Below are 21,632 nucleotides of genomic sequence, written 5' to 3'. Positions count from 1 at the left end.
ATTTGATTCACATTTTGCTTACATGAGCAGCCCTACTGCTCGGTAGGGACCTCCCTTCATTCACCGCCGACACTCAATGTCATGGAGCACTGCAATGGAACAGCAACCGTATCTTCGGATCCAGCAAGATCCCAACTTCCAGGAGTTGGTCGCCAAGCGCCAGCGCTTTGCCTGGTCCCTCTCCATCCTGATGCTGGGGCTCTATCTGGCCTTCATCATGCTCATCGCCTTCGCCCCCGGCTGGCTGGGCACCCCGTTGAGCGAAGGGTCCACCATTACCCGCGGCATTCCGGTCGGCGTCGGCCTCATCGTCTCCTCCTTCGTGTTGACCGGCATCTATGTGTTTCGGGCCAACGGCGAGTTTGACGAACTGAACCAGAAGATCCTCAAGGGAGCCAAATCATGAAAGGCAAGTCTCTGCTGTTGCTGGCCACGCTGGCCTCCTCCCCCCTGCTGGCAGCCGATGCGCTGACCGGCGAGGTCCATCGCCAACCGCTCAATATCTCCGCCATCGTGATGTTCGTGATCTTCGTGGCGGCCACCTTGTTCATCACCTACTGGGCCTCCAAGCGCAACCGCTCGGCCTCCGACTACTACGCCGCCGGCGGGCGCATCACCGGCTTCCAGAATGGCCTGGCCATCGCCGGTGACTACATGTCCGCCGCCTCTTTCCTCGGCATCTCCGCGCTGGTCTACACCTCCGGCTACGATGGCCTGATTTACTCCATCGGCTTTCTGGTGGGCTGGCCCATCATCCTGTTCCTGATCGCGGAGCGGCTGCGCAACCTCGGCAAGTACACCTTTGCCGACGTGGCCTCTTACCGCCTCAAGCAGACCGAGGTGCGCACCCTCTCCGCCAGCGGCTCGCTGGTGGTGGTCGCCCTCTACCTCATCGCCCAGATGGTGGGCGCCGGCAAGCTGATCGAGCTGCTGTTCGGCCTGCAATACCATGTGGCCGTGGTGCTGGTCGGCATTCTGATGGTGCTCTACGTGCTGTTCGGCGGCATGCTGGCCACCACCTGGGTGCAGATCATCAAGGCGGTGATGCTGCTCTCCGGTGCCAGCTTCATGGCCATCATGGTGATGAAGTCGGTCAACTTCGACATCGGCACCCTGTTCAGTGAAGCGGTCAAGGTGCACGAGAAGGGCATCGCCATCATGAGCCCGGGCGGCCTGGTCGCCGATCCCATCTCCGCCATCTCGCTGGGTCTGGCCCTGATGTTCGGTACCGCCGGCCTGCCCCACATCCTGATGCGTTTCTTCACCGTGAGTGACGCCAAGGAAGCGCGCAAGAGCGTGTTCTATGCCACCGGTTTTATCGGCTACTTCTACATCCTGACCTTCATCATCGGCTTTGGCGCCATCCTGCTGGTCAGCACCAATCCGGACTTCAAGGATGCCACCGGCGCCCTGCTGGGCGGCACCAACATGGCCGCCATCCACCTGGCCGATGCGGTGGGTGGCAGTCTGTTCCTCGGCTTTATCTCCGCCGTGGCGTTTGCCACCATCCTGGCGGTGGTAGCCGGGCTGACCCTGGCCGGTGCCTCGGCGGTCTCCCACGATCTCTATGCCAGCGTCATCAAGAAGGGCAAGGCCAACGAAGCCGACGAGCTGCGCGTCTCCAAGTACACCACTGTGGTGCTGGGTGTGGTGGCCATCGGCCTTGGCATCCTGTTCGAGAAGCAGAACATCGCCTTCATGGTGGGGCTCGCCTTCTCCATCGCCGCCAGCTGCAACTTCCCGGTGCTGTTTCTCTCCATGTTCTGGTCTCGCCTGACCACTCGTGGCGCCGTCTACGGCGGCTGGCTGGGGCTGGTGAGCGCGGTCAGCCTGATGATCCTGGGCCCGACCGTGTGGGTGAAGGTGCTGGGCCATGCTCAGGCCATCTTCCCCTACGAGTACCCCGCCCTCTTCTCCATGGCGGTAGCCTTCGTCGGGATCTGGCTGTTCTCGGTCACCGACAAGTCGCAAAATGCGCTCGACGAGCACGCCAAGTTCTTCCCGCAGTTCGTTCGCTCCCAGACCGGACTGGGGGCAGCCAGCGCCAGCTCCCACTGAACCTTCGATTGACGGTTGCAAGCCGGCCTCAGGGCCGGCTTTTTTCATGCAAAGAGGCAGTAGTTAGCGCCCGTTGCAATCGGAACGATGCGGCCATCGCCGCCAGGGTGCGCGAGCGCTCGTCATCATCATCTCTATCCCCCCCTGCAATAGGCCCGGATCACAGTTCTTGCTAAAACTTTCGGGGGATCTGTGCCATAATGCGCGCCATTTGACAGATCAACCGGGACATTCCAGTGCTTTCGAGTAACAACATCACCATGCAGTTCGGCGCCAAGCCGCTGTTTGAGAACATCAGCGTCAAGTTTGGCGGCGGCAACCGCTACGGCCTTATCGGTGCCAACGGCTGTGGCAAGTCCACCTTTATGAAGATCCTCGGCGGCGATCTGGAGCCCACTGGCGGTAATGTGAGCCTGGACGTCAACGAACGTATCGGTAAGCTGCGTCAGGATCAGTTCGCCTACGAAGAGATGCGCGTACTGGACGTGGTCATGATGGGTCACACCGAGCTGTGGGCCGCCATCGCCGAGCGCGATGCCATCTACGCCAACCTGGAAGCGACCGACGACGATTACATGAAGGCCGCCGAGCTGGAAGGCCTGGTCGCCGAGTATGACGGCTATACCGCCGAATCCCGCGCAGGCGAGCTGCTGCTGGGTGCCGGCATCCCCATCGAGCAGCACAACGGGCCGATGAGCGAAGTGGCGCCAGGCTGGAAACTACGGGTGCTGCTGGCACAGGCGCTGTTCTCCAACCCCGATATCCTGCTCTTGGACGAACCGACCAACAACCTGGACATTAACACCATTCGCTGGCTGGAACAGGTGCTCAACGATCGCGAGAGCACCATGATCATCATCTCTCACGACCGTCACTTCCTGAACTCCGTCTGTACCCACATGGCGGATCTGGACTACGGCGAGCTGCGCGTCTACCCGGGCAACTACGACGAGTACATGACGGCCGCCACCCAGGCCCGTGAGCGCCTGCTGGCCGACAACGCCAAGAAGAAGGCCCAGATCGCCGATCTGCAATCCTTCGTGTCGCGTTTCAGCGCCAACGCCTCCAAGTCCAGCCAGGCCACCTCCCGCCTCAAGCAGATCGACAAGATCAAGATTGAGGAAGTGAAGGTCTCCAGCCGGCAGAACCCCTTCATCCGCTTCGAGCAGGAGAAGAAGCTCTACCGCAACATCCTGGAGATCGAAGGCGTCTCCAAAGGCTATGGCGAGGCTCCGCTGTTCAAGGGCCTCAACATGATGCTGGAAGTGGGCGAGAAGGTCGCCATTCTGGGTACCAACGGGATCGGTAAATCCACCCTGATCAAAACCCTGGTGGGCGCGCTGGCACCGGACACCGGCACCATCAAGTGGTCCGAAAACGCCCAGATCGGTTACTACGCCCAGGATCACGCCGAGGACTTCGACACCGATCTCAACGTGTTCGACTGGATGGCCCAGTGGAAACAGGAGAACGAAGACGAGCAGGCGGTACGTTCCGTTCTGGGCCGTCTGCTGTTCTCCCAGGACGACATCAAGAAGCCGGTCAAGGTGCTGTCAGGTGGTGAGCAGGGCCGCATGCTGTTTGGCAAGCTGATGATGCAGCGCCCCAACATCCTGATCATGGATGAGCCGACCAACCACCTGGACATGGAATCCATCGAATCCTTGAACCTGGCGCTGGAGATGTACAAGGGCACCCTGATCTTCGTCTCCCACGACCGTGAGTTCGTCTCCTCCCTGGCGACCCGCATCCTGGAGCTGACTGAAGATGGCATCCGCGACTTCGGTGGCACCTATGAGGATTACCTGCGTACTCAGGGTGTGGTGTAACCCCCCCTGCCCGCACATCCCGTCAATGAAAACCGGCACCTGAGTGCCGGTTTTTTTATGCCTGCGATATCTGCCGGACGATGCGGATCATCCCGAGTGTCATATCCCCTTCCCCCTGCCAGGACCGGATTGTCATCCCGCCAGGAGGGAGACCGAACGGCGCCTTGCAGATAAAGAAACGGCCCCATCAAGGGGCCGTTTTCACATGGATTGGGGTCGGTTCGACTTATTCGACCGTGGCTTCCACATCGGTGAAGTACTCGATCTTGGCAGACTTGCGCAGCTCGTCGATGAGAGACTTGTAGCTCACCTGAGCCTTGCCCTGACCCAGCTGGCCTTGCAGCAGCTTGGCCATGCCGGACGGCTCCTTGGCGACAGTCACCTTGTCCAGGGCCACCACCACGCGGTCGCCGTTGGCTTCGGTCACCAGCTCGACGCTCGGCTTGCCGTCAACCGGATGAGGCATGCGGAAGGCCTGCGCCACCAGGTTCTGATCCAGATCCTGAGCGAAGCGGGCTACCCCGTCATGATTCTCCACCTTCAGCCCCAGCGCGGTCAGCTCGGCCTGGATATTCTCGCCAGCCTTGAGCTTGTCCAGCAGACCCTGCGCCTTGCCACGAGCCACTTCACTGGCCTTGTCGTGTTTGATGGCTGCAATCACCTGGTCTTTCACCTCCGCCAGCGGTTTGGCCGCTTTCGGCTGGTGACCGGTGATGTGCATGACCAGCGCCTTGCCATCCGCCAGTTCGATCACATCGGAGTTGGTGTTGTCATCGCGCAGCTGCTCGGAGAAGGCGGCGGAGAGTACCTTGGGATCGTTCAGCGGTGCCGGTGCATCAGCCTGGCTGAAGTAACCGGTGGACTGCACCTTGAGACCCATGGTGTCGGCGGTCAAGTCCAGCGAATCCGGGTTCTCGAAGCTGCTGTCGGCCATCTTCTGCTGCTCGGCAAAGAACAGCTCCTTGGCCTTGTCCGCCTGCAGACGGCTGATGGTCTCTGCTTTCACATCGGCAAACGGCTTGGTCTGGGCCGGTTCAACCCCCAGCAGCTTGATGACGTGGAAACCGAACGGGCTCTTCACCACGGTGGAGAGATCGCCGGCCTTGGTCAGTGCAAACGCGGCCTTCTCGAACGCCGGATCCATCACCCCTTTCTCGAACCAATCCAGCTCGCCGCCTTTTTTGGCGGAGAAGGTATCGGAGGAGTCAGCCTTGGCCAGCGCGGCGAAATCGTCACCGGTCTTGGCTTTGGCCAGCACGGCCTCGGCCTTCTGCTCGGCGGCTTTCTCATCCTTGCCGAACGGGATCAGGATATGAGCCACATGACGACGTTCGGCACGCTGGAACAGATCCTGGTGCTGATCGTAGTAATCCTGGGCATCCTGCTCGCTCACCTTGACGTCTTTGCCAAGGGTGGCGGCGTCCAGCAGCAGGTAGTCAACCTTGACCTGCTCGTCATTCATGAAGTGGCTGCTGTTGGCCTTGTAGTACTGCTCCACCTCTTCATCGGAGACTTTCACGTCCCCCAGGTAGGCAGATGCGGCCAGGCGCACCAGACGCAGATCGCGAGTCTGGTTGTAGAGCTTGTCCAGTTGCTCGGCTTCACCCTTGAGTGCAAACTCGGTGCCCAGCAGGGCGCCCATCAGTTGCTGGCGAACCATGTCCTGGCGCAGGGAGTCACGGAACATCTCCGGGGTCATGCCGGCACGGCGGATCAGCTGCAGATAGCGATCGTTGTTGAACTTGCCATCTTCGGCAAACTCGGGCATGGCGACGATGGCCTGCTTGATCTGCTCATCGCTGACGCGCAGACCCAGTTCACGGGCCTTGCTGTCGAACAGGGCCTGATCGATCAGACGGTCCAGCACGCCACGGCGGAACTGCTTCATGTAGTCAGGATTGGCGGCCAACTGGCTGAAAGACTCCCCCATTTGGGATTCCATGCGGGCCCGCTCGTTGCGATAGGCATTTTCCAGCGCAGCGGAGCTGATGTCATTGCCGTTGACGGTGGCGGGGGCGGTACGAGCCGGGCCGTTGAGGTAGCTACCTACACCGGCCAAGGCAAAGGAGAGGATGATCAGGCCCAAGATAACCTTGGCTACCTTGCCCTGCGCCCCTTCGCGTAGTTTATCCAACATCATGTTTGTACTTATGCTCCCGAACTCGATGGGCGTAAATAATGAAAAGGCGCACCGATTGCGATGCGCCTTGGTCAATCAGTATGAGGGAGAGCCCTCTCACTTGTCTGGTCTGTGACCAAGGACGGTGGCCGATGTGATATCAGCGCCCGGCTTAGTTGACAGCGTCTTTCAGGGCCTTACCGGCTTTGAAGGCAGGAACTTTACCAGCGGCGATTTCGATGGTCGCGCCAGTTTGCGGGTTACGGCCAGAACGGGCAGCACGCTCGCGCACGGCGAAAGTACCGAAACCTACCAGAGCAACCTGGTCACCCTCTTTCAGGGCTTCACCCACGGCGTCAATGAAAGCATCCAGCGCACGGCCAGCAGCGGCTTTGGAGATATCAGCACCGTCTGCAATCTTGTCAATCAGTTGAGATTTATTCACTCTTATATTCCCCTTTTATCGAACATCGCTGCGGCGCCGATTTCCCTGGCCACAACAAGTGGAGGTTTTATAGCAAGCCTCCTGATCAGTTGCAAGTGACAATCTAGCGCAAACCCGCGCCACATCACGCATTGCGACTCATCATGAGTACCCGATCGGTGGTCAAGGCTACTTCCGTTATCCGGCGCATGCAAGCCTTAACCGCCCCCCGAATGCGCCAAATTTGCGGCGCATCAACATTTACACGACAGAAACGCGCTCAAACCCTTGCGGATTGTCCTGCAACGCCAGTTCCAGCACCTCGTCAATCCAGCGAACCGGATAGATTTCAAGGTCTTGTTTGACGTTGTCCGGGATCTCCTCGAGGTCACGCTCGTTCTCTTTCGGGATCAGTACCCGCTTGATACCACCGCGATGGGCAGCCAGCAGCTTCTCTTTGAGACCGCCAATCGGCAGCACTTCGCCGCGCAGGGTGATCTCCCCCGTCATGGCCACATCAGCACGAACCGGATTACCGGTCAAGCTGGAGACCAGGGCGGTACACATGGCGATACCGGCGCTCGGACCGTCTTTCGGGGTCGCCCCCTCCGGTACGTGCACGTGGATATCGCGCTTCTCGTAGAAGTCGGCATTGATGCGCAGCTTCTCGGCACGGGCCCGAACCACCGTCATGGCGGCCTGGATGGACTCCTGCATCACGTCACCCAGGGAACCTGTGTAGGTGAGCTTGCCCTTGCCCGGCATGTTGGTGGTCTCGATGGTGAGCAGATCGCCCCCCACTTCGGTCCACGCCAGACCACACACCTGACCCACCTGGTTCTGGTCGGTGGCCTTGCCGTAGTCAAAGCGCTGCACCCCGAGGAACTCCTTGAGGTTGGCCTGATTGACTTGAACATGCTTGATGCTCTTGTCCAGCAGGATGCGCTTGACCGCTTTGCGACAAATCTTGGAGATCTCGCGCTCCAGGCTACGCACCCCCGCTTCGCGGGTGTAGTAGCGGATCACCCCGACCAGAGCGGAATCCTCGATGGTGATCTCGGACTCTTTCAGGCCGTTGCGCTGGATCTGCTTGGAGACCAGATGCTGCTTGGCGATGTTGAGCTTCTCATCTTCGGTGTAACCGGAGAGGCGGATCACTTCCATCCGGTCCAGCAGCGGACCCGGGATGTTCATGGAGTTGGAGGTGGCCACGAACATCACGTCCGACAGGTCATAATCCACTTCCAGATAGTGATCGTTGAAGCTGTTGTTCTGCTCGGGATCCAGCACTTCCAGCAGGGCTGAAGCGGGATCGCCACGCATGTCCGAGCTCATCTTGTCGATTTCATCGAGCAGGAACAGCGGGTTCTTCACGCCGACTTTCGCCATCTTCTGGATGAGCTTGCCAGGCATGGAACCGATGTAGGTACGGCGGTGACCGCGGATCTCCGCCTCGTCACGCACCCCGCCCAGCGCCATGCGCACGTATTTGCGACCGGTGGCCTTGGCGATGGACTGACCGAGCGAGGTCTTGCCCACGCCGGGAGGCCCTACCAGACAGAGGATCGGTCCCTTGAGCTTGTTGACGCGCGCCTGCACCGCCAGATACTCGAGAATGCGATCCTTGACCTTCTCCAGGCCATAGTGATCGGCATCCAGCACCTCTTGCGCCTTGCCCAGGTCTTTCTTGACCTTGGAGCGCGCCTTCCACGGCACCTGTACCATCCAGTCGACGTAGCTGCGCACCACGGTGGCCTCGGCCGACATGGGCGACATCATCTTCAGCTTGGCAAGCTCGGCCTGCGCCTTCTCACGGGCATCTTCCGGCATGCCGGCCTCTTCAATCTTGCGATTGAGGGCTTCGAACTCATCCGGACTGTCTTCCAGCTCACCCAGCTCTTTCTGGATGGCCTTCATCTGCTCGTTGAGATAGTACTCGCGTTGGCTCTTCTCCATCTGCTTCTTGACCCGGGAGCGGATGCGTTTCTCGACCTGCAGCAGGTCAATCTCCGACTCCATCATGGCCATCAGAAACTCGATGCGCTCGGACACGGAGGCGATTTCCAGCACCTTCTGCTTGTCTTCGAGCTTGAGCGGCATGTGGGCGGCCATGGTATCGGCCAGGCGCGCCGCATCGTCGATCGCCGAAATCGAGGTGAGCACCTCGGGCGGGATCTTCTTGTTGAGCTTGATATAGCCTTCGAACTGACCGATGGCGGAGCGCACCAGCACATCCTGGTCCTTCTCCTCAATCGCCTTGGAGGCGATGTACTGCGCCTCGCCAACGAAGAAGTCCCGGTCGTCGATCATCCGCTCAAGACGGGCACGCTGGCCCCCTTCCACCAGCACCTTGACGGTGCCATCGGGCAGCTTGAGCATCTGTAGAATATTGGCCACTGTCCCGACGGAGAAGATCTCCTCCACCGTCGGCTCATCGGTTGACGCATCCTTCTGGGCCACCAGCAGAACTTTCTTGTCCTGCTCCATGGCCGCTTCCAGACAGCGAATGGATTTTTCCCGCCCCACAAAGAGTGGAATGACCATGTGGGGGTAAACCACCACGTCACGAAGAGGCAGGACGGGAATCTCGATGCGTTCTGAACGCTCTAGGTTCATATATGTCCTCTCGGCTTGTTATACCGTTGGCAAAGCGCTTGGCTGAGTATATGGGGGCGCTTAGATGAGATTCAATCGCCGAAACCGCAAAAAGCATGAAAGGGGCAAAAAGCCCCTTTCATTTGATTAAAAATCAGACATTTACTCTGATGCAGCGGCCTGGGTCTCGGGATTTTCGTAGATCATCAAGGGCGCGGAGTCCCCCTTGATCACGGTTTCGTCGATCACCACCTTGCTGACACCGTCCAGCGACGGCAGGTCATACATGGTATCGAGCAGCACGGCTTCCACGATGGAACGCAGACCGCGGGCGCCGGTTTTACGCTCCATCGCCTTGCGGGCAATGGCGTTCAACGCGTCGTCACGGAACTCCAGCTCCACCCCTTCCAGATCGAACAGCGCGGCATATTGCTTGGTCAGCGCGTTCTTCGGCTCTTTCAGGATCTGGATGAGGGCAGCCTCGTCCAGCTCGGTCAGGGTCGCTACCACCGGCAGACGGCCGATGAACTCGGGGATCAGACCGTACTTGATCAGATCTTCCGGCTCCACCTTGGCAAAGCTCTCGCTCAAGGTCGCCTTGGCGCTCTTGGACTTGACCTCGGCACCAAAGCCGATGCCGGTGCCCTTGACGGAGCGTTGCTCGATCACCTTGTCCAGACCGGCAAAGGCGCCACCGCAGATGAACAGGATCTTGGAGGTATCAACCTGCAAGAACTCCTGCTGCGGGTGCTTGCGACCACCTTGCGGCGGCACGGAAGCGATGGTCCCTTCGATCAGCTTGAGCAGGGCCTGCTGCACCCCTTCCCCGGACACGTCGCGGGTGATGGAGGGGTTGTCCGACTTGCGGGAGATCTTGTCGATCTCGTCGATGTAGACGATGCCACGCTGGGCCTTCTCTACGTCGTAGTCGCACTTCTGCAGCAGCTTCTGGATGATGTTCTCCACGTCCTCGCCCACATAACCGGCTTCGGTCAGGGTGGTGGCATCGGCCATGGTGAAGGGAACGTCCAGCAGACGGGCCAGGGTTTCAGCCAGCAGAGTCTTGCCGCTGCCGGTCGGACCGATCAGCAGGATGTTGGATTTGCCCAGCTCTACACCACCAGACTCGCTACCGCTGCGCAGCCGCTTGTAGTGGTTGTAGACGGCTACCGCCAGCACCTTCTTGGCGTACTCCTGCCCGATCACATAGTCATCCAGATGAGCGCGGATTTCATGAGGGGTCGGCAGCTCGCTACCATCGCGCTTGGGCGAGATCTCGCGGATCTCTTCGCGGATGATGTCGTTGCACAGCTCGACACACTCATCACATATGTAGACGGAAGGGCCAGCGATCAGCTTGCGCACTTCATGCTGGCTTTTGCCGCAAAAAGAGCAGTAGAGCAGCTTATCACCCTCACCCTTGCGTTTTTCTGTCATTCAGCAACCTCGTTTTATCAATAGAGGATGGATTGTCCTGTTGAGTTTACAACAGTCCGGAACACCCTGCCCATGCCTGATCTGCCGATTGAGGGCATCATCAAACCAGATGATGTCCTCGACGATGGTACGGGCTAGCTCGTGGCTCAGCCGCGGCGGCTCAGGACACCGTCAACCAGACCATAGGCCACAGCCTGCTCGGCCGACATGAAGTTGTCACGGTCGGTGTCACGCTCGATGGTGGCCATGTCCTGACCGGTATGGAAGGCCAGACGCTCGTTCAGGGTATTCTTGATCTTCAGGATCTCCTGGGCATGGATCTGGATATCAGATGCCTGGCCCTGGAAACCGCCCAGCGGCTGGTGGATCATCACGCGGGCATTGGGCAGGCAGAAACGCTTGCCCTTGGCACCACCGGCCAGCAGGAAGGCACCCATGGAGCAGGCCTGCCCCATGCACACCGTGCTGACGTCCGGCTTGATGAACTGCATGGTGTCATAAATGGACATACCGGCCGTGACGGCCCCACCCGGAGAGTTGATGTAGATGCTGATGTCCTGATCCGGATTTTCAGACTCCAGGAACAGCAGCTGAGCCACCACCAGATTCGCCATGTGATCTTCAACCTGACCGGTCAGGAAGATCACCCGCTCCTTCAGCAGACGAGAATAGATGTCGTAGGAACGCTCCCCTTTCGCGGTTTGCTCTACCACCATCGGGATGAGCGCATTGCGTGGGGATTCAGTCACATCGTTATAGTTCTTGTACATAAGGCATTGTCCCTAAAATAAAATGGCCCGAGTGGAGATCACACGAGCCATTATACTTAACAGTCTTGACCTTAAGTCAAATGTTCTTAGGCAGCGGCACCGGACTTGTTGATCACTTCGTCAAATGCAACTTCCTTCTCGGTCACCTGGGCCTTGGACAGGATCAGGTCGATGGCTTGATCTTCAACTGCCAGGTTGCGAACGCCGTTCAGCATCTGTTCGTTCTTCTGGTAGTACTCGATCACTTCCTTCGGATCTTCGTAGGCAGTGGCCATGGATTCGATGATGCTGTTGACGCGCGCTTCATCAGCCTTGATCTCGTTGGTACGGATCACGTCGCCCAGCAGCAGACCTACGCGTACACGACGCTCGGCCTGGCCCTGGAACAGCTCGGCCGGCAGTTCAGGAGCGTTGCCGCCCTGGAAGCCGCCGAAACGCTGCAGCGCCTGCTGACGCAGGGCATCGATTTCCTGAGCAACGGCAGCCTTCGGCAGATCGATCTGGTTGGCTTCAACCAGACCGTTCAGAACCTGCTCTTTCACGCTGTTTTTCAGGGCTTGAGCCAGTTCGCGCTCCATGTTCTTGCGCACTTCTGCTTTCAGCTCTTCAACGTTGCCGCTCTCGATACCAAAACGCTTGACGAACTCTTCGGTCAGCTCAGGCAGGATCTGCTCTTCAACCTTGTTCAGCTTGGAAGCGAACTTGGCGGCTTTGCCTTTCAGGTTCTCAGCGTGGTAGTCAGCCGGGAAGGTCACGTCGATGGTGAACTCGTCGCCTGCTTTCTTGCCCATGATGGCGTCTTCGAAGCCCGGGATCATGCGACCGGCACCCAGAACCAGGTTGAAGCCTTCGGCCTTGCCGCCGTCGAACTCTTCACCGTCGATGGAACCGACGAAGTCCATGGTCACACGCATGCCATCGGCAGCGGCGGCATCCACTTCACTCCAGGTAGCGTGCTGCTTGCGCAGGGTGTCGATCATGTTGGCCAGATCTTCATCCTTCACGGTAGCAACCGGCTTCTCGACCTTGATGGTCTCAAGGCCAGCCACTTCAAACTCGGGGTACACTTCGAAGGTCGCGGTGAATTCGAAGTCCTGACCTTCCTGGATCTCTTTCGGATCCATGGTCGGGGCACCGGCCGGGCTCAGTTTGTTTTCGATGATGGCCTTGATGAAGTTGCTCTGCATCATTTCGTCAGCAACGCGAGCATGAGCCATGGCGCCGAACATCTTCTTGATGATGGCAACCGGAGCCTTGCCAGGACGGAAACCGTCGATGCGACGGGTTTTGGCCAGGCCGTTCAATTCTTTGCGCACGGCGGCGTCAACGGTAGCGGCCGGTACGGTGATGGTAAGACGGCGTTCCAGACCCTGGGTTGTCTCTACAGAAACTTGCATTCTTCTACCTCGTTCAACTCAGCACTGCGTGCTGACCCTTTATTGCCCCTGGGCAAAGCCCGGAGTCTTCCTGTTTATAAAGACAACGACTGTCTTTGTGATGAGAAAATATGACGCGACATTATAGCGGCGCACTTTGATCGAGTCGAGCCACACGTCCCCCAACCGGGCAGGGGATGGCACAATTCCCGCCAAACTGCCCCTTATATGGGGAATAGCGGGGCCGACTTCAAGCACACAAGCCGCAAGAATTTGCACTTGCTCACCTTTTTTCGTGCAAGAGCCTACTTTTTCACCTCACATCCCTCCATAACGGTCTCTTTTCACCCCCTGCGACCCAAATTGTCCACCCCGCCCCTTCAACCATTGCGTCCATGACCATCGCTCGTTATGGTTGCAGCCATCTTGATAAGTCTGGAGTTACCGACATGGCCTTTTTCCGCTTCTTGTTCAATCTGCTCTGGTTCGTACTGGGAGGCGTCTTCATGGGGCTGGCCTGGTGGCTGGCCGGGCTGATCTGTTTTATCTCCCTCATCGGGATCCCCTGGGGACGTGCCTGCTTCGTCATCGGCACCTTCACCTTCTTCCCGTTCGGCAAGCAGGCGGTCAACCGCAAGACCATGACCGGTCTGAGCGACATGGGCACCGGCACTATGGGGCTGATTGGCAACATCATCTGGTTCGTGCTGATCGGGATCTGGCTGGCCATCGGCCACATCGCCTCGGCGCTGGCCTGCTTCGTCACCATCGTCGGCATCCCGTTCGGCATCCAGCACCTCAAGCTGGCGCTCATCAGCCTGGCCCCCATCGGCCAGATGATCGTCACCAATCAGGAGGCCGAATCCGGTCGTTATATTCGCTGAAGGCGATGCCGCCAGTCGTAAAAAAGGGCAGACTAGGGTCTGCCCTTTTTCATTGCCATCTTCGAGGTCATCCATGCTGCCCAGCCACTTCTTCGCCAATCTCGCCCGCATGAAGCTCATCTATCGCTGGCCGCTGATGCGCAACATCCAGCCCGAAAACATCGCCGAGCACAGTCTGCAGGTGGCCATGGTGGCCCACGCCCTCGGCCTCATCAAAAACCGGCTCTTTGGTGGCAGCGTGGATGCCGATCGCGCCGCCGTCATGGCGCTCTATCACGACAGCAGCGAAGTGCTGACCGGCGATCTGCCCACGCCGGTCAAGTACTTCAATCCCGAGATTGCCCGCGAATACAAGAAGATTGAGCTGGCCGCCGAGCAGCGCCTGCTCGGCATGTTGCCGCCGGAGCTGGTCGAGGATTTTCGCCCGCTGCTCGATTCGGCAGCCCAGGATGGCGAGCTGGCCAAACTGGTGAAGGATGCCGACACCCTCTGTGCCTATACCAAGTGTCTCGAAGAGATCAATGCCGGCAACCGGGAGTTCGAGCCGGCGCGCAAGCGCCTCGAGCAGATGCTGGCGGCCCGGATGAGCGACGAGATGCGCTACTTCATCGACATCTTCGTGGCGAGCTTCTCGCTGCCGCTGGATGAACTCAACGCCCACTGAACCAGCCAGATACCCCAAACGGAAGGGCCCGCCGGTTTGCACCGGCGGGCCCTTCATTTTTATCAGCAGACAAGATGCTGCTTATCAGTGCCCCAACTCGCGGGACGGCACCAGCCCGCTCGCCCGCCAGGCGGGGTAGAGGGTGGCCAGCAGGCTCATCAGGATGGCGGCGCCAGTCACGATGAGCAAGTCCTGCATGTGCAGCTCGGTCGGCAGGAAGTCGATGAAGTAGATGTCCGGGTTGAGGAAACGGTGGCCAATGAGCTTCTCGATGCCTCCCAGGATCTGGGTCAGTTTGCTGGAGAGCAGGCCGCCCAGCAGGGCGCCGAGCAAGGCACCCGCCACCCCGTTCACCATCCCCTGAATGACGAAGGTGAGCCGGATCTGTCCCGGGCTCGCCCCCATGGTCTTCAAGATGGCGATCTCGCTGCGCTTCTCGTTCACCGCCATCACCAGGGTGGAGACGATGTTGAAACAGGCCACCGCCACCACCATCAGCATCACCACGTACATCACGGTGCGCACCATCTGGATGTCCTGATAGAGATAGCCCTGGCGGCTCATCCAGCTGCTGATATAGACGTAGTGCGGGAACTTCTGGGCAGCCGCCACCGTGATGGACTGCGCCTTGAGCACGTCGTTCACCTTGAGGCTGAAACCCTCCACCGCACTGCCCATGCCGGTGATGGCCTGGGCATCCGCCAGATGCATGAAGCCGAGCACACCATCGAGCTGGCCACCGATCTCGAGCAGCCCCACCACGGTGAGAGACTCGCGCTTCGGATTCTTGATGCCGGCGGCATCGCCGCCCTGGGGCAGCAGCAGGGTGACCGTGTCCCCTATCTTGACCCCCAGCTTGTCGGCGATGGTCTTGCCGAGGATGAGGCCGTGCTCGCCGGCTTCCAGCTCGCGCAGACCGCGGCCCGTCATGTAGTTGCCCGCATCGGACAGATTGGCTTCAAGCTCCGGCAGCACGGCGCGCACTTGCAGCCCCTTGAGAGCACTGCCGTGCTCCAGCAGGCCGTCGAGCCGGATCACCGGGGCGGCAGCCTCCACTCCGGGCTGGGCCAGCAGGTAATCCCGCAGCTTGGGCCAGTTGGGGAGCGGTGCCTCCATCCCCATCAGCTCGCCGTGGGGCACCACGGAGAGCACCCGGTTTTTGAGTTCCCGCTCAAAGCCGTTCATGGCGGAGAGCCCCAGGATCAGCGCCATCACACCGAGGGCGATGCCGATGAGGGAAGAGGCGGAGATAAAGGCGATGAAGCCGTTGCGACGGCGAGAGCGGCTGTAACGCAGGCCCAGAAACAGGGGCAGCGGTTTGAACATCAGGCGACCTCCGCCATCACGCCGCTCACCAGGGTCACCCGGCGATGGAGCTTGGCTGCCAGGCTGAGATCGTGGGTCACTACCACGAACGCGGTGCCGAGCTCGCGGTTGAGCTCGCAAAGCAGCTCATAGACGGCGGTGGCGCTGGCGTGATCCAGGTTGCCGGTGGGCTCGTCCGCCAGCACCAGACTGGGTTCGTTGACCAGGGCACGGGCGATGGCCACCCGCTGGCGCTCGCCACCGGAGAGCTCGGACGGTCTGTGGTTGAGACGGTGGGAGAGCCCTACCCGCCCCAGCATCCGGCTCGCCTTGTCGGTCGCGCTGGCTACCGATTCACCGGCGATCAGCAGCGGCATGGCGGCATTTTCCAGCGCGGTGAACTCGGAGAGCAGGTGGTGGAACTGGTAAACGAAACCCAGTTCCTGGTTGCGAAACTTCGCCTGGGTACGGCTGTCCCAGCGATGGATGTCCTGCCCCTTGAACAGCACGGCGCCGCTGGAGGGGTTGTCGAGCGCCCCCATCAGGTGCAGCAGGGTAGTCTTGCCGGAGCCCGAGCTGCCCACCACCGCCAGCATCTCGCCGGGCGCCACGCTAAGATCGATGCCCTTGAGTACCTGGGTCTCCAGATCGCCCTCTTTGTAGACATGGTTGAGGGCCTGACAGCGCAGCAGCGGCTCGCAGGAGACGGATTGATTCATAAAGGAGGCTCCACTTGCACCTGTAACAACGCTGGCGCCGGCAGCAACACCGGCACCAGTAACAACAGAAGATGAATTATTCATAACGCAGCGCCTCGGCCGGTTTGACCCGGGCCGCACGGGCCGCCGGGTAGAGGGTGGCGCTGAAGCTGAGCAGCACGGCGCCCAGCAAAATGGTCACGACCTGGGCGGATTCGACGATGACCGGCAGGCCCGAGCCGCCGGCCGTCATGTAGAGGTTGAGCCCCACCGCATCGAGCAAGGGGTTGAGCCCCATGGAGAGCGCCAGTCCCGCCAGACCGCCGAACAGGGCGCCGATGACCCCGCTGGAGGCCCCCAGCACCATGAAGATCTTGACGATGCCCGCCTCGCTCATGCCCATGGTACGCAGGATGGCCACCTCTCCTTCCTTGTCGGTCACCACCATCACCAGGGCGGAGAGGATGTTGAAGGTGGCGACTGCGATGATCAGCACCAGCATCAGCCCCATCATCCGTTTTTCCATGGCCACCGCCTGGAACAGCTCGCCGCGCTCGCGGCGCCAGTCCTGCCACTCCAGCCCGTCCGGCAGCGCCGTCTTCACCACCTCGTCGGCGGCGAAGGGGTCATCCAGCCAGAGGCGGATGCCGCCCACCTGATCCGCAGGCAACCGCAGCATGCGCTGGGCATCCCCCAGCGCAATCAGGGCGACCTGGCTGTCCACGTCGGCACCGACCCCGAAGATGCCGGAGACGGTAAAGAGACGCTGGGCCGGCACCCGACCAAACGGGGTGAAGCGGGTGCCTTCCGTCAGGATCAGACGGACCTGGTCGCCCATGGAGACCTTGAGGCGATTGGCCACCCCCTGCCCCAGCACTATGTGGTATTCGCCGGCCTGCAGGCTGTCCAGACGCCCCATCTGCATCTGGGCGTGCAGGATGTCGTCCTTGGGCCACTGGGCGGGATCGATGCCCTGCACGCTGACGCCGGTCAGCTGACCGGGGCTTTGCAACATGCCTTCGCTGTCGAGCATGGGGGCATGGGCAATCACGTGCGGCAGCCTGGCCAGGTCCGGCAGGCCCTGCGGCGCAGCATCGATGCGCCCCGCCGGGCTGGTCACCACCACATGGGGGATCACCCCCAGGATGCGGCCCTTGAGCTGCCCTTCAAAACCGTTCATCACCGAGATGACCACCATCAGGGCGGCGACCCCGATGGCGATGCCGAAAGTGGAAAACAGGGAGATAAATGAAACGAAGCGATTGCTGCGTCGCGAGCCTGCATAACGCAGGCCGATGGCCAGCGACAGTGGCTGAAAAAGTCCAGTCTTCAAGGATATCTACATTGCCAACAAAATAAGATACCGGATAATAAAGGGAAACCGTCTATGACAACAAGGGATAGCCTCCATGCAGGAACAGTTCTTCAGTGTCACCCATGCCACACCGGTCAATGTGATCCCCATGCCCGGTGACTTTCATCTGCCCTCGCTGGAGGCACTGGAGGCCGAGCTGCCCGAACCGTTTCGCATCGCCTCCGCCATTACCTCCATCGACATGGTGACCAGCCGCCTGATCCGCAATCAGAACGATTCGATGCACGATCTGGTGGAGATCATCAACCAGCAGTCGCGCAAGATCGACATGATCATGGGCTATGTGCTGTCGGTGCAGGATCATCCGGAACATCGCTTTCACACCCTGCGCTTTGGTGCCGGCCAGCTGACCTATCTGCATCCGCGCCAGGGCCACGGCGAGGTGCCGCACCTGCACCAGATAGTGCGACTCAAGATCTTCCTGCGCGAAGAGGCCTCCGCCATCTACTGCTACGGCCAGGTCAAGCAGCTGGAACCGAGCGAGCACGGCACCCACGTGATGCTCGACTATGTGCGGATCCGCGAGGATGACCGTGAACTGCTGGTACGTGCCAGCCTGCATATCCAGTCCAAACAACTCAAACTTCGTGCGCAAGACCGTCAACGTTAAAAGAATCGAATGATGCCAATGAAGCTTCCCGCCTTGCCCGCCAAGGCGGGCCAAAAGTTAACGCTCGGCCAGCTGACAGGCAGCAGCCTCTCGCTGATGGCCGCCCGCCTCACCCAGGAGGCAGATCGCCCCGTCCTGCTGGTGACCGCCGATACCCCGAGCGCCCTGCGCCTCGAACAGGAACTGCAATACCTGCTGGCCGACACGGGCTGTCCGGTGCTGCTGTTCCCGGATTGGGAGACCCTGCCCTACGACACCTTCTCCCCCCATCAGGACATCATCTCCCAGCGGCTCGAGACCCTCTACAAGCTGCCGCAGATGAGCAGCGGCGTGCTGATCGTGCCCATCTCCACCCTGATGCTGCGCACGGCGCCCCGGGTCTATCTCGACAAATACAGCCTGATGGTGAAAAGCGGCCAGCGCCTCAATCTGCAGCAGCTGCGCGCGCGCCTCGCCGAGGCGGGCTATGTGGCGGTGGAGCAGGTGCTGGAGCACGGCGAATTTGCCGCCCGCGGCTCCCTGCTCGATCTCTTCCCCATGGGCAGCAGCAGCCCCTATCGCATCGACTTCTTTGACGACGAGGTGGACTCCATCCGCCCGTTCGACCCCGAGACCCAGCGCTCCAGCGAGCCGGTCAAGAGCGTCAGCCTGTTGCCAGCCCGGGAGTTTCCCACCGACGAGGGGGCCATCGAGCTGTTTCGTGGCCAGTATCGCGAGCAGTTCGAGATCTCCCGCGCCGAGGGCTCCGTCTATCAGGAGGTGAGCAAGGGGCGCTGGCCCGCCGGCATCGAATACTATCTGCCGCTCTTCTTCCAGCAGACCGCCAGCCTGTTTGACCACCTGCCGGACAACACCCTGCTGCTGACCGTGGGGGAGATCTACCCCGCCGCCCAACGCTTCTGGAACGACATCGCTCAACGCTACGAGGACAGGCGCTGGGACAATACCCGTCCCCTGCTGCCACCCCAGCAGATCTATCTGCCGGTGGAGCAGCTGTTTGCGGCGCTCGGCCAGTACGCGGCCGTGCGGCTGCAGGAGGCCCCCACCGCCGGTGATGCGGGCCAGCACGACCTGCCCATCTCGGCGCTGCCCGAGCTGCAGCTCGATCACAGCAAGGAGCAACCGCTGCTGGCCCTCAACCAGTTCCTGCAAGGTTTTGCCGGTCGCACCCTGTTTGCGGTGGAGTCCGAGGGGCGGCGCGAGGTACTGGGCGATCTGCTGGCCCGCATCGCGCTGCAGCCCAAGGAGTTCGCGTCACTGGACGCCTTCATCACCAGCAAGGCCCGTCACGGCCTGCTGGTGGCACCGCTCGAGCGCGGCTTCTTGCTGCGAGAGCCGGGGCAAGAGGAGCTCGCGCTCATCACCGAGACCGAACTGCTGGGCGGCAAGATCCGCAGCAAGCGGCAACGGGAGAAGAGCAAGAACCTGAGTTCGGATGCGGTGATCCGCAACCTCGGCGAGCTGACCCAGGGTCAGCCGGTGGTGCACCTGGATCACGGGGTCGGCCGCTATCTGGGGCTGGAAACCATCGATGCTGGCGGCCTGCCCACCGAGTTTCTGACCCTGGAATATGCCGGTGGCGACAAGCTGTTCGTGCCGGTCACCAGTTTGCACCTGATCAGCCGTTATACCGGCTCGGACAACCCGCCCAGCCACAAGCTTGGCGGCGAGGCCTGGGTCAAGGCCCGGCGCAAGGCGGCAGAAAAGGTGCGCGACGTGGCGGCCGAGCTGCTGGATGTCTATGCCATGCGGGCGGCCCGTCACGGCTTTGCCTTCAAACACGACCGCGAGGCCTATCGCCAGTTTGCCGCCGGCTTCCCGTTCGAGGAGACCGATGACCAGCTCAACGCCATCAATGCGGTGCTCGGCGACATGTGCCAAGCCAAGAGCATGGATCGGCTGGTGTGTGGCGACGTGGGCTTCGGCAAGACCGAGGTGGCGATGCGGGCGGCGTTTGTGGCAGTACATGGCGGCAAGCAGGTGGCCGTGCTGGTGCCCACCACCCTGCTCGCCCAGCAGCACTACGACAACTTCCGCGACCGCTTCGCCAACTGGCCGGTGCGGGTCGAGGTGCTGAGCCGCTTCCGCTCCGCCAAGGAGCAGACCGCGGTGATGAAAGAGCTCGCCGAAGGCAAGGTCGACATCATCATCGGCACCCACAAGCTGCTGGGAGCCGAGCTCACCTTCAAGGATCTGGGGCTGCTCATCGTCGACGAGGAGCATCGCTTCGGGGTGCGCCAGAAGGAGAAGATCAAGGCGCTGCGGGCCGACGTGGACATCCTCACCCTCACCGCCACCCCCATTCCGCGCACCCTCAACATGGCGATGTCGGGCATGCGGGATCTCTCCATCATCGCCACCCCGCCCGCCAAGCGGCTGGCCATCAAGACCTTCGTGCGCCAGCAGGAGCCGGCGGTCACCCGCGAGGCAGTGCTGCGGGAATTGAAGCGCGGCGGCCAAGTCTACTACCTGCACAACGACGTGGAGAGCATCGAGAAGTGCGCGGCGGATCTTGCCGAGCTGGTGCCGGAGGCGCGCATCGGCATCGCCCACGGCCAGATGCGCGAGCGTGAGCTCGAGCGGGTGATGTCGGACTTCTACCACCAGCGCTTCAACCTGCTGGTCTGCACCACCATCATCGAGACCGGCATCGACGTGCCGAGCGCCAACACCATCATCATGGATCGGGCAGATCACCTCGGTCTGGCCCAGTTGCACCAGCTGCGGGGCAGGGTTGGCCGCTCCCACCACCAGGCCTATGCCTACCTGCTCACCCCCCATCCCAAGCTGATGACCAAGGATGCGGCCAAGCGGCTGGAGGCCATTGCGTCCCTTGAAGATCTCGGCGCCGGCTTTGCGCTGGCCACCCACGATCTGGAGATCCGCGGCGCCGGCGAACTGCTCGGTGACGATCAGAGCGGCCAGATTGAATCGGTCGGCTTTACCCTCTACATGGAGATGCTGGAGCAGGCGGTCGAGGCGCTGAAATCGGGCAAGGAGCCGTCGCTCGAACAGCTCATGAGCCAGCACACCGAAGTGGAGCTGCGCCTGCCGGCGCTGTTGCCGGACGACTACATCCCGGACGTCAACATGCGGCTCTCCATGTACAAACGGATCGCCAGTGCGGCGGACGAGCAGGAGCTGCGCGAACTGAAAGTGGAGCTGATCGACCGCTTCGGCCTGTTGCCGGAGCCGACCAAAACCCTGCTGGAGCTGGCGGCCTTCCGCCAGCGCGCTACGGCGCTGGGCATTCGCCGGGTGGAGATGAGCGAGCGCGGCGGCTATCTGGACTTTACCCAGGAGACCAGGGTCAACCCTGCCTATCTGGTCAAGCTGCTCTCCGAGCAGCCGCGCATCTACAAGATGGACGGGCCGACCCGGCTGCGCTTCCAGGTACCGACCCAGGACAGGGCCATGCGCCTCAAGCTGGTGGACGGCCTGCTGGCGGATCTCGCCAGTCACGCCAGCCCCTGAGGGGAATGATGGGA

The 21,632-nt window shown here is 60.9% G+C and carries 16 protein-coding genes; 7 read left to right on the top strand and 9 right to left on the bottom strand.

Annotation, left to right across the window (positions count from 1 at the left end; translation table 11 throughout):
• Window positions 1-94 precede the first annotated feature (94 nt).
• The 3 genes from OKB87_RS00145 to OKB87_RS00135 all read left to right on the top strand — a co-directional run bounded on the left by OKB87_RS00145 (window position 95) and on the right by OKB87_RS00135 (window position 3,887).
• A complete protein-coding gene (locus OKB87_RS00145; RefSeq protein ID WP_017408235.1) occupies window positions 95-406 on the top strand; it encodes a DUF485 domain-containing protein in 312 nt (103 codons plus the stop codon).
• Complete coding sequence (locus tag OKB87_RS00140) at window positions 403-2,058, top strand: cation acetate symporter (protein ID WP_017408234.1); 1,656 nt, start codon at window positions 403-405, stop codon at window positions 2,056-2,058. Before OKB87_RS00145 ends, OKB87_RS00140 begins: the two co-directional genes overlap by 4 nt.
• Before the next feature lie 236 nt (window positions 2,059-2,294).
• On the top strand, window positions 2,295-3,887 hold the full coding sequence (locus tag OKB87_RS00135; RefSeq protein ID WP_011705884.1) for an ABC-F family ATPase: 1,593 nt from the start codon (window positions 2,295-2,297) through the stop codon (window positions 3,885-3,887).
• Between the two features lie 226 nt (window positions 3,888-4,113).
• Here OKB87_RS00135 and ppiD read toward each other — a convergent pair whose 3' ends face one another.
• The 6 genes from ppiD to tig form a co-directional block, all read right to left on the bottom strand.
• A complete protein-coding gene (ppiD, locus tag OKB87_RS00130; protein WP_270826077.1) occupies window positions 4,114-6,027 on the bottom strand; it encodes a peptidylprolyl isomerase in 1,914 nt (637 codons plus the stop codon).
• 151 nt (window positions 6,028-6,178) lie between these two features.
• On the bottom strand, window positions 6,179-6,451 hold the full coding sequence (gene hupB / locus OKB87_RS00125) for a nucleoid-associated protein HU-beta (RefSeq protein ID WP_005315375.1): 273 nt from the start codon (window positions 6,449-6,451) through the stop codon (window positions 6,179-6,181).
• Between the two features lie 240 nt (window positions 6,452-6,691).
• Window positions 6,692-9,046, bottom strand: coding sequence for an endopeptidase La (gene lon / locus OKB87_RS00120; protein WP_011705882.1), 2,355 nt, complete (start codon window positions 9,044-9,046; stop codon window positions 6,692-6,694).
• Window positions 9,047-9,187: 141 nt separating this feature from the next.
• On the bottom strand, window positions 9,188-10,462 hold the full coding sequence (gene clpX, locus OKB87_RS00115) for an ATP-dependent protease ATP-binding subunit ClpX (protein WP_005301524.1): 1,275 nt from the start codon (window positions 10,460-10,462) through the stop codon (window positions 9,188-9,190).
• Window positions 10,463-10,608: 146 nt separating this feature from the next.
• A complete protein-coding gene (clpP, locus tag OKB87_RS00110; RefSeq protein ID WP_005301526.1) occupies window positions 10,609-11,232 on the bottom strand; it encodes an ATP-dependent Clp endopeptidase proteolytic subunit ClpP in 624 nt (207 codons plus the stop codon).
• Window positions 11,233-11,318: 86 nt separating this feature from the next.
• Window positions 11,319-12,629, bottom strand: a complete 1,311-nt coding sequence (gene tig / locus OKB87_RS00105) for a trigger factor (protein WP_016350912.1) — start codon at window positions 12,627-12,629, stop codon at window positions 11,319-11,321.
• Between the two features lie 428 nt (window positions 12,630-13,057).
• On the opposite strand from tig, the gene OKB87_RS00100 reads away from it, so the two are divergent.
• Window positions 13,058-13,492: a YccF domain-containing protein gene (locus tag OKB87_RS00100; RefSeq protein ID WP_011705879.1), complete on the top strand. Its 435-nt coding sequence runs from the start codon at window positions 13,058-13,060 to the stop codon at window positions 13,490-13,492.
• Between the two features lie 73 nt (window positions 13,493-13,565).
• On the top strand, window positions 13,566-14,156 hold the full coding sequence (yfbR, locus tag OKB87_RS00095; RefSeq protein WP_029302888.1) for a 5'-deoxynucleotidase: 591 nt from the start codon (window positions 13,566-13,568) through the stop codon (window positions 14,154-14,156).
• Between the two features lie 84 nt (window positions 14,157-14,240).
• Here yfbR and lolE read toward each other — a convergent pair whose 3' ends face one another.
• The 3 genes from lolE to OKB87_RS00080 all read right to left on the bottom strand — a co-directional run bounded on the left by lolE (window position 14,241) and on the right by OKB87_RS00080 (window position 17,492).
• A complete protein-coding gene (gene lolE, locus OKB87_RS00090) occupies window positions 14,241-15,482 on the bottom strand; it encodes a lipoprotein-releasing ABC transporter permease subunit LolE (RefSeq protein ID WP_041217146.1) in 1,242 nt (413 codons plus the stop codon).
• On the bottom strand, window positions 15,482-16,180 hold the full coding sequence (gene lolD / locus OKB87_RS00085; protein WP_016350915.1) for a lipoprotein-releasing ABC transporter ATP-binding protein LolD: 699 nt from the start codon (window positions 16,178-16,180) through the stop codon (window positions 15,482-15,484). Before lolD ends, lolE begins: the two co-directional genes overlap by 1 nt.
• A 76-nt stretch (window positions 16,181-16,256) precedes the next feature.
• Window positions 16,257-17,492, bottom strand: a complete 1,236-nt coding sequence (locus tag OKB87_RS00080) for a lipoprotein-releasing ABC transporter permease subunit (RefSeq protein ID WP_270826076.1) — start codon at window positions 17,490-17,492, stop codon at window positions 16,257-16,259.
• Window positions 17,493-17,568: 76 nt separating this feature from the next.
• On the opposite strand from OKB87_RS00080, the gene OKB87_RS00075 reads away from it, so the two are divergent.
• Window positions 17,569-18,144, top strand: coding sequence for a hypothetical protein (locus tag OKB87_RS00075; RefSeq protein ID WP_011705874.1), 576 nt, complete (start codon window positions 17,569-17,571; stop codon window positions 18,142-18,144).
• A 9-nt stretch (window positions 18,145-18,153) separates the two neighbouring features.
• Window positions 18,154-21,618: a transcription-repair coupling factor gene (gene mfd / locus OKB87_RS00070; RefSeq protein WP_270826075.1), complete on the top strand. Its 3,465-nt coding sequence runs from the start codon at window positions 18,154-18,156 to the stop codon at window positions 21,616-21,618.
• Window positions 21,619-21,632: the final 14 nt, after the last annotated feature.

It is taken from the genome of Aeromonas sp. Y318-1 (assembly GCF_027706125.1).
Taxonomy (GTDB): Bacteria; Pseudomonadota; Gammaproteobacteria; order Enterobacterales; family Aeromonadaceae; genus Aeromonas; species Aeromonas hydrophila.
This window is presented reverse-complemented; position numbering and strand designations above follow the sequence as displayed.

Excerpts from the sequence above, each read along its gene's own strand:
- OKB87_RS00145 (WP_017408235.1), top strand. The coding sequence starts at position 95 with ATGGAACAGCAACCGTATCTTCGGATCCAGCAAGATCCCAACTTCCAG.
- OKB87_RS00140 (WP_017408234.1), top strand. The coding sequence starts at position 403 with ATGAAAGGCAAGTCTCTGCTGTTGCTGGCCACGCTGGCCTCCTCCCCC.
- ppiD (WP_270826077.1), bottom strand. The coding sequence starts at position 6,027 with ATGATGTTGGATAAACTACGCGAAGGGGCGCAGGGCAAGGTAGCCAAG.
- lon (WP_011705882.1), bottom strand. The coding sequence starts at position 9,046 with ATGAACCTAGAGCGTTCAGAACGCATCGAGATTCCCGTCCTGCCTCTT.
- clpX (WP_005301524.1), bottom strand. The coding sequence starts at position 10,462 with ATGACAGAAAAACGCAAGGGTGAGGGTGATAAGCTGCTCTACTGCTCT.
- clpP (WP_005301526.1), bottom strand. The coding sequence starts at position 11,232 with ATGTACAAGAACTATAACGATGTGACTGAATCCCCACGCAATGCGCTC.
- tig (WP_016350912.1), bottom strand. The coding sequence starts at position 12,629 with ATGCAAGTTTCTGTAGAGACAACCCAGGGTCTGGAACGCCGTCTTACC.
- OKB87_RS00100 (WP_011705879.1), top strand. The coding sequence starts at position 13,058 with ATGGCCTTTTTCCGCTTCTTGTTCAATCTGCTCTGGTTCGTACTGGGA.
- yfbR (WP_029302888.1), top strand. The coding sequence starts at position 13,566 with ATGCTGCCCAGCCACTTCTTCGCCAATCTCGCCCGCATGAAGCTCATC.
- lolE (WP_041217146.1), bottom strand. The coding sequence starts at position 15,482 with ATGTTCAAACCGCTGCCCCTGTTTCTGGGCCTGCGTTACAGCCGCTCT.
- lolD (WP_016350915.1), bottom strand. The coding sequence starts at position 16,180 with ATGAATCAATCCGTCTCCTGCGAGCCGCTGCTGCGCTGTCAGGCCCTC.
- OKB87_RS00075 (WP_011705874.1), top strand. The coding sequence starts at position 17,569 with ATGCAGGAACAGTTCTTCAGTGTCACCCATGCCACACCGGTCAATGTG.
- mfd (WP_270826075.1), top strand. The coding sequence starts at position 18,154 with ATGATGCCAATGAAGCTTCCCGCCTTGCCCGCCAAGGCGGGCCAAAAG.